The organism is Bacteroides sp. BFG-637 (assembly GCF_024793605.1).
GTDB lineage: Bacteria > Bacteroidota > Bacteroidia > Bacteroidales > Bacteroidaceae > Bacteroides > Bacteroides vicugnae.
On sequence record NZ_JANUPD010000002.1, the window covers coordinates 6466124 to 6479263 of the forward strand.

Annotated in this window: 8 protein-coding genes and 1 pseudogene; 5 read left to right on the forward strand and 4 right to left on the reverse strand. The window is 46.1% G+C overall.

Annotated elements, in window-relative coordinates; translation table 11 throughout:
- Positions 1–16: 16 nt before the first annotated feature.
- On the reverse strand, positions 17–1225 hold the full coding sequence (locus NXX38_RS25605; RefSeq protein ID WP_258981616.1) for an efflux RND transporter periplasmic adaptor subunit: 1209 nt from the start codon (positions 1223–1225) through the stop codon (positions 17–19).
- A 157-nt stretch (positions 1226–1382) separates the two neighbouring features.
- Between NXX38_RS25605 and NXX38_RS25610 the strand changes: the two genes are divergently transcribed.
- The 5 genes and pseudogenes from NXX38_RS25610 to NXX38_RS25630 all read left to right on the forward strand — a co-directional run bounded on the left by NXX38_RS25610 (position 1383) and on the right by NXX38_RS25630 (position 9237).
- Positions 1383–2231, forward strand: a complete 849-nt coding sequence (locus NXX38_RS25610) for an AraC family transcriptional regulator (protein ID WP_148365078.1) — start codon at positions 1383–1385, stop codon at positions 2229–2231.
- Positions 2232–2423: 192 nt separating this feature from the next.
- Complete coding sequence (locus NXX38_RS25615; RefSeq protein WP_258981619.1) at positions 2424–5681, forward strand: SusC/RagA family TonB-linked outer membrane protein; 3258 nt, start codon at positions 2424–2426, stop codon at positions 5679–5681.
- A gap of 10 nt (positions 5682–5691) precedes the next feature.
- Positions 5692–7170, forward strand: coding sequence for a SusD/RagB family nutrient-binding outer membrane lipoprotein (locus NXX38_RS25620; protein ID WP_217721658.1), 1479 nt, complete (start codon positions 5692–5694; stop codon positions 7168–7170).
- Between the two features lie 69 nt (positions 7171–7239).
- On the forward strand, positions 7240–7797 hold the full coding sequence (locus tag NXX38_RS25625) for a hypothetical protein (protein ID WP_217721659.1): 558 nt from the start codon (positions 7240–7242) through the stop codon (positions 7795–7797).
- 3 nt (positions 7798–7800) lie between these two features.
- Positions 7801–9237, forward strand: a pseudogene (locus NXX38_RS25630) (calcineurin-like phosphoesterase C-terminal domain-containing protein).
- 121 nt (positions 9238–9358) lie between these two features.
- Here NXX38_RS25630 and NXX38_RS25635 read toward each other — a convergent pair.
- The 3 genes from NXX38_RS25635 to NXX38_RS25645 form a co-directional block, all read right to left on the reverse strand.
- Complete coding sequence (locus NXX38_RS25635; RefSeq protein WP_195650034.1) at positions 9359–10567, reverse strand: multidrug effflux MFS transporter; 1209 nt, start codon at positions 10565–10567, stop codon at positions 9359–9361.
- A gap of 103 nt (positions 10568–10670) precedes the next feature.
- Positions 10671–11450, reverse strand: coding sequence for a hypothetical protein (locus NXX38_RS25640; protein WP_195650033.1), 780 nt, complete (start codon positions 11448–11450; stop codon positions 10671–10673).
- 574 nt (positions 11451–12024) lie between these two features.
- Positions 12025–13140 carry an acyltransferase family protein gene (locus NXX38_RS25645; protein WP_148365086.1) on the reverse strand — a complete coding sequence of 372 codons (1116 nt, stop codon included), beginning with the start codon at positions 13138–13140 and terminating at the stop codon, positions 12025–12027.

Genomic DNA, 13140 nt, shown 5'->3' on the forward strand with positions numbered 1-13140 from the left:
ATGATTCCTCCTTGGTTTAATTTTCAGTAGTAGTTACCGGAGATGATGAAGCCTGGTCTGCTTGTGCTGCATCTGCCTGTGCTACCGAAGTTTGTGCTGCCGAAGCTGATGATGCCGTCTTTGCCTTGATAGGAGTGCCTTCACGAAGTAAACCTACTCCTTCTGCTACAATCACATCTCCCGGCGCCAACCCTTCATCTACAATAAATTCACGGCCGCCATTGATGCGGGTCACTTGTACCTGACTCGATTGCGCCTTGCCGTCCACTACTTTATACACATATCTCTTATCTTGTATTTCGAAAGTGGCAGCCTGTGGAATGGTCAGTGCACCTGTTTTTTGAACAGGAACAATCACGTTCCCCGCACCACCGCTATGCAATAACCCTTCCTTGTTCGGGAAAACTGCACGTAGGCTGACCGTACCCGTCGAACGGTCGATCACTCCACTGATAGATTCAATCTGTCCCCGTTCGGAATAGGCTGATTTATCATTCAGTTGCAGGTCGATAGCAGGCATATTTTTCAGTGCTTCCTCTTTAGAACCATATTGACGGATCAGTCCCAGTAATTGGTTTTCCGTCATGGAGAAGCAGACGTACATATCCGAATTGTCGGAAACGGTAGTCAACGGCTGGGCAAGAGCGGAACTTACCAAAGCTCCTACACGGTAAGGCAACGTGCCTACCACTCCGTCGGCCGGACTTTTCACAACCGTATAAGAAAGATTATTGCGGGCGCTCACTTCCTGCGCCTTGGCCTGTGCCAACTGTGCTTTGGCAGCCAACAGGGAGTTTTTTGCCGTACTCAAATCGAAAGAGGAAACTACATTCTCTTTATACAGTTCCTCTTTACTGTCATACGTCAGTTGCGCCGTAGCCAGAGAGGCTTTGGCTGATTCAACGTTTGCCACTGCCGTCTGCAAAGCAGCTTCATACGGCACTTGGTCGATGATGAACAATGTCTGTCCGTTCTTTACGCGCTGGCCTTCCGTCACGCAGACTTTAGTCAGCGTACCACTTACCTGGGGATAAATATCAATATCCTGACGTCCGCGGATGGTCGCCGAGTAGGTGCTCGAAATCATCCGGTCGACCGGAGAAACGGTCATCACTTCGTATTCTGTTTCCATTTGTGCCGGAGGAGCTTGTTTACAGCCCGTAGCAACTACCACACAGCAGAGCAACAATAGCCCTTGCTTCACTTTACATACCTTTTTACTCATTTTCTGTTACCTATTAAATATTTTTGAACGCGGCAAAGGTAGACTGTTTTCTTCATTGAAAACTGGACATAGTGTATTCAGTTTTGTTCATTTTTGGAACATTAAAACCGATATTTAGTGAAAAAGTCCTATTTTTGTACCCAAAATAGGAAGAACAATGGAACAAAAAAACTCTAACCTAGCCATCCTCCGTGAACCGTTCGTTGCCGGAATGGACGAAAACCTGTCGCCAATTATGCATCGCCTGTGGAAACTGGAAGGGGGTGCCATCTATTTTTGCAGAAGCGGGTGGGCCCATGTCACGATCGACTTGAAGGACTATGAAATAGTAGAAAATACTCAAATCGTGCTTTTGCCGGGAACGATTATCCGTATCAACGGCAGCAGCAGCGATTTCACTGCTTCTTTCTTCGGATTTCCCAAAGAAATGTTTCGCGAAGCCTGCCTGCGGTTCGAACCGATTTTCTTCCGGTTCATGAAAGAAAAACCATGCTATAAACTACCGGAAGAAAATACCGGAGCCATCAACAGCTTGATACATGCCGCAATGGTCATATACAACGACCGTGAAAACCGCTTCCGTAACCAGATTGCCAAAAATCACCTCCAATCGTTTATGCTGAATATCTATGATAAGTGCTACCGCCACTTCGACCGTCAGGAAATTGAAGGAGGAAGCCGGCAGGATGAAATCTTCAAGAATTTCATCGCACTGGTACACGAAAACTGCATTTCTCAACGAGAAGTGACTTTCTATGCCAACAAACTGTGCATCTCCACCAAATACCTGACAGGTATCTGCAAAAGCGTGACGCGCGACTCCGCCAAAAAGATTATTGACGACTTTGCCATCCTCGAAATCAAAGTATTGCTCCAATCCACCGAACTGACCATTCAGGAGATAGCCGACCAACTTGGTTTTCCCGACCAGTCGTATTTGGGGAGGTACTTCAAGCGGCACGAGGGGATGTCGCCGAAGGAATATCAGAGTAAGTATTCCATGTAATAATCTCCCGCAACATCCTCTTATATCATCAAACTCGGATTCTTTAATTAGTGTTTACGACACAACACAGATTGTTAACAGATCTGTAATACTATCTTAATCTGCCTTGTATTCCTTTGCACCGTGAAACAAAACACTGGTGTGAATAACTTTATTGCATTTAATAAATTAAAAGAAGCAAGGTAAAAGATTATGAAAAGAAACAAATGGCTGCTTTCTCTGTCGATTGGGCTCTTGTGCTGTGGCTCTGTATACGCACAGACAACAGTGAAAGGAAAAATAACGAGTGAAGATGGAGAACCGTTAATCGGGGCTACCGTAGCTGTGAAAAATTCGACAGACGGCACGGTGACCGACATCGATGGAAACTACTCCCTGAAGACTAAAAAAACATTGACTCAAAAGGATTTGCTTGTATTCAGTTATGTAGGATATAAAACGCTACAGAAGAACTATGCAGGCAACACGATGAATGTTAAACTGGCAGAAGAGTCGCAACAACTGAATGATGTGGTGGTGACTGCCTTGGGGATTAAACGTGAAGAAAAAGGATTGGGATATGCCACGGAAACCGTGAAAGGGGATATGATTACGAGCGCCCTGCCCACCAACTGGTCGACGGCACTGAACGGTAAGGTAGCCGGATTGAGTGTTATCTCTTCCGGTGGCCCGCTCAATTCGAGCCGTATCTCGCTGCGGGGGGACGTCTCGCTGAACCAGAACGGAAACGACGCATTGGTGGTAGTGGACGGTGTACCGATGAGTAGTCCGATGACCAATCCGGGTGTTGCCTACGGTGCAGGTTCAAACAGCGAACTTTCCGTGGACTATGGTAACGGATTCTCCGACATCAATCCGGATGATATCGAAAGCATCCAAGTATTAAAAGGAGCCAGTGCGACAGCCTTGTACGGTACGCGTGCAGCCAATGGTGTGATTATGGTGACTACCAAATCGGGAGCGGGTGCACCCAAAGGTATCGGTGTGTCTTACAGCGGTAATTTCAGTATTGACGATGTGATGAGATGGCCCGATTACCAGTATGAATTCGGACAGGGATTGCCGAGTAATATCGGTCCGGCAGGTTCTATCTACGAAGGCCAGCCCTATTACTCTTACGGGAAAGCGGAAGACGGCAGTTACGCAAGCACCAGCGGAACCAGTAGCGCCTACGGAGCACGCTTCGACGCCAACAGGTTGTTCTACCAATATGACCCTGTGACACAGGATCGTGCTTCTGTAGCCACTCCCTGGGTAGCGTACAAAAACAACCGCAAAGATTTGTTCCAAACGGGATATACCCTGACCAACTCGGTAGCCTTGACCGGAAAATCCGACCGGGGCAGCGTGCGGGCGTCCATCACCCACACCAAGAACGAATGGATTCTCCCCAATACAGGTTTCCAGCGTATCACCGCCATGATTTCCGCCCAACAGCAGATTTCGAGGGCACTGCGCATTAATTTCAAGTCGAGTTATACGTACCGCAAGCTCAACAACACGCCTGCACTGGGATATAACAGTAATTCTATCTCCTACTTCCTTATCTTCCAGAATCCGAATGTCAACCTCGACTGGTTGCGTCCGATGTGGCGTACCGGACAGGAAAATGTGAAACAGCTCCAACCGTACAGCTCATTTATCGGAAACCCGTATGTCATTCTGTACGAATCTGAAAATCCTTCGGAGAAACACAGTAATGTATCATCCGTTTCTGCCAATCTGCGCATCAACAGTAAATTCGATTTCATGATCCGGTCCGGTATCCAGTTGTCAGCAGACCAACGCGAACAGCATCGTCCTATCAGTGATGTGGTTTTCGGAAACGGATTTTTCAAGAAGCAGAATGTGTTCGATTATGAATTAAACAGCGATGCTTTATTTACTTACCATGATTCATTCGCCAACGGATTGCGTGTCAACGCTTCGGCAGGTGGAAACATGATGCAACAAAGCTACGATATGTTGGCTGCCTCGGTGGTAGGATTGATTACGCCGGGAGTATACAAACTGGCAAACGGCGTTTCCAACCCGAACGTGCAGACGGTTATCAAAAAGAAAGCGTTGAACAGTCTTTATTTCACGGCCAATTTCTCGTATAAGGATAAACTGTTTCTCGATGTCACCGGGCGCAATGACTGGTCGTCTACCCTGCCGAAAAGCAACCGTTCTTTCTTCTATCCGTCGGTCAGCGTCAGTGCAGTGATGAACGAGTGGTTCACGTTGCCGGAACAGATCAGTCTGTTGAAAGTGAGAGGTTCGCTGGCACAGGTCGGCAACGACACAGACCCTTACAAGACATCGCCCTATTATGGCACAAGCGATTTTCCCGGATCGGCCATCGTATCTTCTACGCTCTATAATCAGGATTTCAAACCGGAGATTTCGACTAATTACGAAACGGGATTCGACTTCCGTATGTTTCACAACCGCATCGGACTCGATTTCACGTTCTACTATAACCGCACCAAAAACCAGATTCTGGATGCTCCGATGGACCCGACCACAGGTTACAGCAAAGCTACCATCAATTCGGGATGCGTCCGCAACCGCGGTTACGAAATCCAGTTGGACGTTACTCCGGTAGTCAGCAGGGATTTCCGCTGGAACGCTACTTTCACTTGGTCTAAGAACGAGAACCGGATTCTCTCACTGGCGGAAGAGGCGGATGAGAACCAGTTAATCAGCAGTATCGGTAGTGTATCTATCATCGGACGTGTGGGTGGAACCACGGGCGACCTCTGGGGATATAAACTGGTACGCGACCCGGAAGGAAATGTGGTCATCAACGACAACGGATTGCCCGAACGTTCGGGAGAGATCGAATACGTCGGCACGGCCTATCCGAAATGGAAAGCCGGACTGTACAACGAATTTTCTTACAAGAACTTCACGCTTAGCGTCCTGCTCGACGGACAGGTGGGAGGTAAAATGTACTCGCACTCGCACCACAAAATGACGGAACAGGGAAAACTGCAACATACCCTGAACGGACGTCTGCCGGGAACGGAATTTTATATGTCGAAAGACGACCCGCGCATCGCTGCCGCCGGACTTTCACCACAAGACGGGATGTACATGATTGCCCCGGGAACGGTGAAGAACGATGACGGAACTTACTCGCCAAACACCAAAGTGGTGACCGTGGAAAGTTATTATAAGGAATACTACCGGATGGCAAATGTGGAAACTAACACGTTCGACACTTCATTCCTCAAGCTGCGCGAAATGAGACTGGAGTACAAGTTGCCGAACAGTACACTGAAGAAAACACCGTTCAGCAAAGCATCGGTGGCACTCTACGCACGCAACCTATTCTGTATCACCGACTATCCTCTGTTCGACCCCGAATCTGCCGCCCTCAACGGAAGTTCGATGGTGACCGGTGTGGAGACGGGCTCACTGCCTACGGCACGCACTTTCGGACTGAATATTAACGTATCTTTTTAAACACTGACTTATGAAAACCTGTAAACTTTTCAAAAATATAGTATGGGGAATGACTTTGTGCGGAGCTCTCTGCACGACTTCCTGCACCAGCTTCGACGAACTCAATACAGACCCCACCCGCATGGATGAGGTGAATCCCGGCACTCTGCTCAACCCGATTTTATACGAAACATCGGTCTACAACTGGAAACGCTACAACAGCTATACCTACGACCTGATGCAATGTGCCGTATCTACCAGCAGCACCAACGGTGTGGGATGGTGGTATATGACGGACAGCGAAGGAGACGGCACATGGACTACTTATTATAAATGGATCAACAACGCCAAAGAGATGATGCGCCTCACCGGAAAATTGCCGGAAGCCTCCAAACAACCCAACTACGATGCTATATCGCTGACTTTACAATGTTGGCTATACCAGATTCTAACGGATGCCTTCGGTGATATTCCGATGAGCGAAGCCTGCTCCGCCGACAAGGGAATACTCGCACCGAAGTTCGACACCCAGCAGCAGGTGTACCAACAGATTATCGATAATCTGAAGACTGCCAACGAATTATTCGACAAAGCTAACGGGTTGATCTACAACCAATCGGGCGAAATGTTGTACAAGACGTCCAAAGGAGATGCAACCGGTATTCTGAAATGGAAGAAGTTCTGCAACTCACTCCGTCTGCGTGCACTGCTGCGGGTGATCGACGTGCCGGAATTCAACGCGAAACAGGAACTGCGTACCATGCTGACCGATCCCGCCACTTATCCGGTATTCGAATCGAACGATGATGCCGCCCTGCTTGCCATCAGCGGAACTTATCCGGAGGAAGCTCCGCTCACCCGTCCGCAGGATTTCACTTCTTATGTTCAGATTTCCGAGTTCTTTGTCAATCTGCTGAAAGGTTGGAACGATCCTCGTCTGCAGGTGTATGCAACACAGGTCACTCTCCCCGACCAGACTAAAGATTATGTGGGTTTGCCCAGCGGTTATCAGACGTTGCCTTCAACCACAGCTTCGGGGCTGAATCAGGAAATGGCGAAGGCGCCTATGAAACTTGCCATGATGCCTTATGCCGAAGTGGAATTCATCAAAGCGGAATTACTGAAAAAAGGAGTGATCGACGGAGGAAGCAACGCTGCCAAAGAGGCTTATCAGAAGGGAGTGCAGGCGGCTATCGAACAGTGGGGACAGAAAATGCCTGACCATTATTTTGAAAATCCGGAAGCTGCTTATGATGATACGCTGGAACGAATCATGAACCAGAAGTTTGTCGCACTGTTCTTTTGCGATTATCAGCAGTGGTTTGAATATAACCGTACCGGTTTTCCTGTGTTACCTGTGGGACCCGGCATCGCAAATGCTAATAACAAAATGCCGAAACGCTTTAAATATCCGTCTGCTCTGCAGCGTACTAACCTGAAGAATTATCAGGCGGCTAAAGCGAACATGGGAGGCGATGACTTCCATATTCGGCTGATGTGGCAGCAATAAATGAATGTGTCGGTCACCAAGATTGCGGCAATAATCATCATTTCAATCAATCTTTAAAATTCAATGAATATGAAAAGAATAATCAGTATGGCTGTTGTGTTAGTTATAACGATGGCAGCAATGGCGCAGAAAGGAGAGCTCGCCATGAACGAGAATATCTCCGGAAAAGACAATGTTTCAAGCAATGAAAAAGAAGCTACTCCCGTAGGCAAAAAGCCGAAAGCAGCGTTTATATTCGACGTGTATGGAGAAATCCCGGCTACCAAACCGGTGTTTGAAGCGGAACATTATTTGGGGAGTGACATTACCGGAAAATGGAATACTTTCATCCAAAATTATACGCACGAGTATGATGTAACAATCGGATTTACAGATTCTTCAGTCGAAATTTTGAAGCCTTCTATTTACAAGGCAGTCAATAAGGTGAATAAATATTATAAGAAGGCATTGAAGAAAGAAGAGGTGAGCCGGGAAGTTGCTACATTCAATATGGGTCATATCCTGGATTGCGCCAATGTGATGTGTTTCGATGATAACAGCAAGTCTTTTGAAGAGGCTCTCAAGTCGGCAAATGAACCGGAAGAAATTATCGCATTATTCAATCAGGTTACTTTAAGAAAGTTATAAGCAATGAAAAAGATCAATTTTAGAAATACGCTGTTTGCAGCGGTCTTGCTTTTCCAGCTGAACGCTGTTGCCGCCTTTGGTCAGACGGTGGTGAAAGGTAGTGTGAAAGATAATACAGGTAAACCCGTCAGCGGTGTAGTGGTGACGGACGGAGCACATTTCAAAACGACTGATGCGCAAGGAAATTATGTTCTGAACACTGACCCGGCACGTTATCCGATGGTTTATATCTCCACTCCGGCAGCGTATGAGCTTCCTTCCAAAGAGGGGGGTAGCCGATGGTTTCTATCAATATCTGGATGCCGGGAAAAGCGAGAACCAATGTGACTTCGTACTAACTAAACGACAGAAGCCGGTGGATGAATTTGTCTACATCGCCATTTCCGACCCGCAAGTGAGAAACGAAAAGCAACTGGACCGCTTCCGCACGGAAACAGTGCCCGACCTGAAACAGACTGCCGACTCACTAAAGAACTTCGAAATCATCGGCATGGGACTGGGGGATCTGGTGTGGGATGCCATGAACCTGTACACTCCTTACCGTCAAGCGGTATCCAATTTGGGAATGACGATGTTCCAACTGATGGGAAACCACGACTTCAACCTGCTCTACAAATCCATGACGCAGACGGATCATCCGGCAGATGGTTATGGGGAACAGAATTATTATCAGTCATTCGGCCCGGCCAACTATTCATTCAATATCGGTAAAGTTCATGTGATAGCAATGAAAGATATTGACTACGACGGCAACAAGAAATACACGGAACGCTTCACGCCGGAAGATTTGGACTGGTTGAGAAAGGATTTAAGTTATGTGCCCAAAGGAAATATCGTGTTCCTGAACGTTCACGCTCCGGTAGCTAATAACACGGTATCTGCGGGGGAAATGCGCGCAACGCCAATGCGCTTTTCCAACTGTTGAGGCCTTACCAAGTACATATTTTCTCCGGACACACGCACTTTTATGAAAATCAGTTGCCCGCCCCTACCATTTACGAACATAATATCGGAGCCGCCTGCGGCGCATGGTGGGCAGGACACGTGAATCGTTGCGGAGCACCGAACGGTTATCTGGTGGTACAAGTGAAAGGTGATGATGTGAAATGGCGTTACAAAGCAACGGGGTGTTCTCCCGACTATCAGTTCCGGCTTTACCAACCGGGAGAGTTTGAAAGCCAAAAAGACTACGTGGTAGCCAATATCTGGGATTGGGACTGGACGTATACGGTAAACTGGTACGAGGATGGAGTGTTGAAAGGTGCAATGCAAGCTTTTGACGATGAGGATCAGGATTATATCAATATGGTAAAGGGAAAGAAAACGGGTTATCACACACGCCATCTTTTCCGTGCACAGCCTTCCAAAGATGCAAAATCTGTCAAGGTGGTAGTTAAGAACCGTTTCGGGGAAATATTTACAGAAGAGATAAAACTCTAGTTTTATTACGGTCTGTTTATACTGGTAGTAATTATAATTATACTGGTAGTAAATTATAAAAGTCATGAGGGAGTTTAAGCTTTAACTTCCTCATGACTTTTATTTTTGAAACAATCTCACTTTAACGGAAAATCCGGTACATTGCTACTTTCATCGGTACTTTCCTCATCGCCCATAGTGCACAAAGCAGGGAACAGATGGCGCAGACCACAAATGTAACTCCGGTAGATACAAGGATATTTCCCAAGCCGACCAACGGAGAAACAATACCTCCGGAAGCAAAACAGAGTGCTCCCAACAGGGCGGAAGCTGCTCCGGCGTAACGGCGTTCGCTATCCATCGCCAAGGTAGTGGAGGAAGTAAAGGTCAGTCCCATTGTGAAAAGTAATGCAAACATCAGCAGTTCATAGGTCCAGAAGCCGCATCCGTTATACAAGGCAATCATCACACAGACGGACAGGCACAACATACCGATGCATCCGGTCAGCGTCCCAGTTTCAGGTTGGCGGAATTTCACGGAGATAGCTGCTGCCACCCCGATAGCTACCGCATTCACCGCGAAGCAGATACTAAATGCAAAGGGGGAAAATCCGTAATGTTGTTGCACAATAAAAGGTGAGGAAGCTATGTAAGCAAAGAGGATGCCTTGTGCAAACGCCAGTTGCAGAACATAGAGCATGTAACGGGGGTTATGAACGATTGCACCGAAGTTACGGAAAGTAGAAACGATTCCCGTCTTCGAGCGTTTCTCTACGGGAAGTGATTCTTTAAAACGGATGCAGCCTATCCACAGCAGTACGCCAATAAACAGCAATATCACAAAAATCCCTTTCCATCCGATCGTCCCGGTCACCAACCCTCCGACTACCGGAGCTGCCACAGGAGCCACTCCATTAATCGCACCGATCACGGCCAGCATCTTGGCCAGTTCCTTCCCCGAAAACTTATCCGTAGCCACCGAACGGGATATGACAATACCTCCTGCCCCTCCGATTCCCTGTATCAACCTCAATGTGATAAACGAATAAATGTCCGGCGCAAAAAGACAGAATACCGTAGACACGATGAACAGTATCATCGAGACGAGCAACAACGGACGCCTGCCATATTTATCACTCAATGGTCCGAAAAAGATTTGTCCCAATGCCAGCCCTATCATGCTGGTGGTAAGCCCCAGTTGCACCATCGACGAGTGGGTAGAAAAATAGTCTGCCATTGCTGGCAGACTAGGCAAATACATATCCGTTACAAAAGGTCCGAACGCTGACAACATACCGAGTAAAATCAGCAAAAACACCTTTGAGTTCTCCTTATTTATTATTGCAGTCATACACTATTGATTAAAATTCGACTGCAAAGGTATCGGTTTTCTTTTATTTACTTATAGGCTTAATCAGAACAAAAAAGGAGCTTTTCAGAACAATTTTTCTTATTTAGTCGTATAGCTTCACCTTACGATCCATGTTATACCGTATCTTTACTTCAAATGGAATATAACGGAAGTTGTGTTCACGCAACACTTCCAGAATATTCGCCTGCGGATGAGCGTTCATATAGAGATTTAGTTTCTGTACATTACCCATAAGCAGTTTTTTATTCCACAGATCGACAAATGAGCGCAAAGGCAACAACACATTCCGGTCTCTCCGGCGCAGTCCTCTGCGGTGCAAATGATATACATACCCCGTAATCGGATATTCGCGGGGTGCAAGGACGGAAAGTGACCTCTTCTCATTCATCCGGTCCATTATCTTCTGTTTGTTCTGTACATCCGGCAACATTCCTTCTTCCGCACAGATTTTTTCAAGAATGACATTACGCACTTTCAACGGACTCCAACACTCTTCGCCATTGATTTCAGCGGCTTTAATGGTACAACACAAAGCAAAATGATCGCTATCCGACAAGCACACATCTACTCCTCCCAACCCTTTCCGATGAAAATAAAGTTGTCCGAAACGTCCGGATTGCATCTGCCATATTTCCGCATCTGTTTTCGGATCAAGCATGCAGTGCATATTCGAATCAACATAAGGATGCTTTGCTTTCCGGTTCACATAGTAGATTTCAACTTCTTTGGGCAGAATCTGCAACCCACTACTGATGTTGAGTTGATAATCCTTTAATAACGCCTCATTAATCTGCTGCAACAAGGGAGCATGACTACCGGTTGTTTCCAGCAGTGCATGTACCATTTTTTTTATATTCTCCATATACAATACATTTATTGTTTACGTATTAATCCGGCAATAAATATACAAAAAAACGATGATTCAGGCAAGGGGGATATTGGTTATAAGCAAGTGCACACACAAGCGTTAAAACACTGAAATACAAATAAATAATAAAAAGTTAAATTTTAAAAAAGAAAGAAATACCTAGCTAAAAAGAGACTATTATGTACTTCCATTTTATCCATTAAAAGCTTCGGTTGAATTCATCAGAACAAGTACATCTCCGACCTGAATGTTGTAAATATTTCCGACAATCCGAGTACATCATTGCCCTTATTCGAATAGAAAACAGGTATCAAGATGAAACCAAGATATTATCAAAAGGACATTTGTTACAAGAACAAAATGGATGATTTCCATAGTTGGAGTGTAGCAGTGCAAAGTTGATAATCCTATTTTCACTACAGAAAATTCTAACTTCTACTATTAATTAAATTTCTTTTCACTTTATGAGCAAAAAGATATCAATAGAGTTTATGCCATCCGGCTAAGAAAACAAACTGTCGTAGCTATCCGGCATAAACTCTACTTTTTCAAACCTGTCACCGACCTCTTATATCTTTATAAAAATTTGCTTTTTGTACAGCACCCATACAATTAGATAATTGAATCCGATAAACAGAAGGCCGTAAATCAGAGAGGCCAGATGAGCATCGGGAAGAACGCTCCAAATGAAAGTGTAAATCTTCTCCTGCAAGCTACTCTCCCCAACCGTAATTACCTCCAACAAAGTAGCTAACACACCGGCCACTATATAAATAAACAATGGATTCGTACCAAAAACATGGAAAGGATATCCCCATTTCTGCTTTTTACGAATATCAATCAGCCAAGTGAGAAACACAAGAAACAAAGAGGCAAAGCCACAAGTCACCAGAACAAAAGTCGGACTCCATACTTTCTTATTCAACGGGCAGCCGTAACTCAACAACCATCCTGCAAACAAAAGAGCAATACCCAGTATGGAGATCTGCAACAGCCGGTGATGGATTTCAGTCTTGTCCCGCAAAATATTTCCGCAGAAATAACCGATAATCACTTGCGCAATGCACGGCAAGGTACTCAACAGGCCTTCCGGATCAAAAAAGATACGCCCGCCGTTCGGCAACCACTCCCGATACAAATGGGCTTCTCCGAATAAGGTGCGGTCTGTAACGGCAATAATATTCTGTTCGGAAAGTTCAAATCCGTGTCCCAAAGCCAGCAAGATGGAATAGCCTGCCAGAATGATCCCGGAGATCCATGCCAGATTTGCCGGACGCCGAACACCCACAATCAGCAAGGAACCAAAGAAATAAGCCAATGCCAACCGCTGCAACACTCCCAGAATGCGTATGTGCGAAAAAGGTTGTTCTACCCCTGCGCACACCAACGAGAACCAGGACAGAAAAAGCCCCAACAAAAACAAGATCACCGTGCGCCGTACCAGTTTGGTGATGAAACTACGGCTGAAATGATGATCGAATCGGGATAAGGCAAAGCTCATGGAAACGCCCATTATAAACATGAAGAACGGGAAAACCAAATCTGTCGGAGTCAGTCCGTTCCATTCGGCATGTCGCAAGGGTACGTAAATGGATTCCCATGTTCCGGGGTTGTTTACCAAAATCATTCCGACAATGGTGATTCCCCGAAGTACATCTAATGAAAGTAAACGTTCTGATTTCAT

Bases quoted from the DNA above. Each gene is read 5' to 3' on its own strand.
- NXX38_RS25605 (WP_258981616.1), bottom strand. From the start codon at position 1,225: ATGAGTAAAAAGGTATGTAAAGTGAAGCAAGGGCTATTGTTGCTCTGC.
- NXX38_RS25610 (WP_148365078.1), top strand. From the start codon at position 1,383: ATGGAACAAAAAAACTCTAACCTAGCCATCCTCCGTGAACCGTTCGTT.
- NXX38_RS25615 (WP_258981619.1), top strand. From the start codon at position 2,424: ATGAAAAGAAACAAATGGCTGCTTTCTCTGTCGATTGGGCTCTTGTGC.
- NXX38_RS25620 (WP_217721658.1), top strand. From the start codon at position 5,692: ATGAAAACCTGTAAACTTTTCAAAAATATAGTATGGGGAATGACTTTG.
- NXX38_RS25625 (WP_217721659.1), top strand. From the start codon at position 7,240: ATGAAAAGAATAATCAGTATGGCTGTTGTGTTAGTTATAACGATGGCA.
- NXX38_RS25635 (WP_195650034.1), bottom strand. From the start codon at position 10,567: ATGACTGCAATAATAAATAAGGAGAACTCAAAGGTGTTTTTGCTGATT.
- NXX38_RS25640 (WP_195650033.1), bottom strand. From the start codon at position 11,450: ATGGAGAATATAAAAAAAATGGTACATGCACTGCTGGAAACAACCGGT.
- NXX38_RS25645 (WP_148365086.1), bottom strand. From the start codon at position 13,140: ATGAAATCAGAACGTTTACTTTCATTAGATGTACTTCGGGGAATCACC.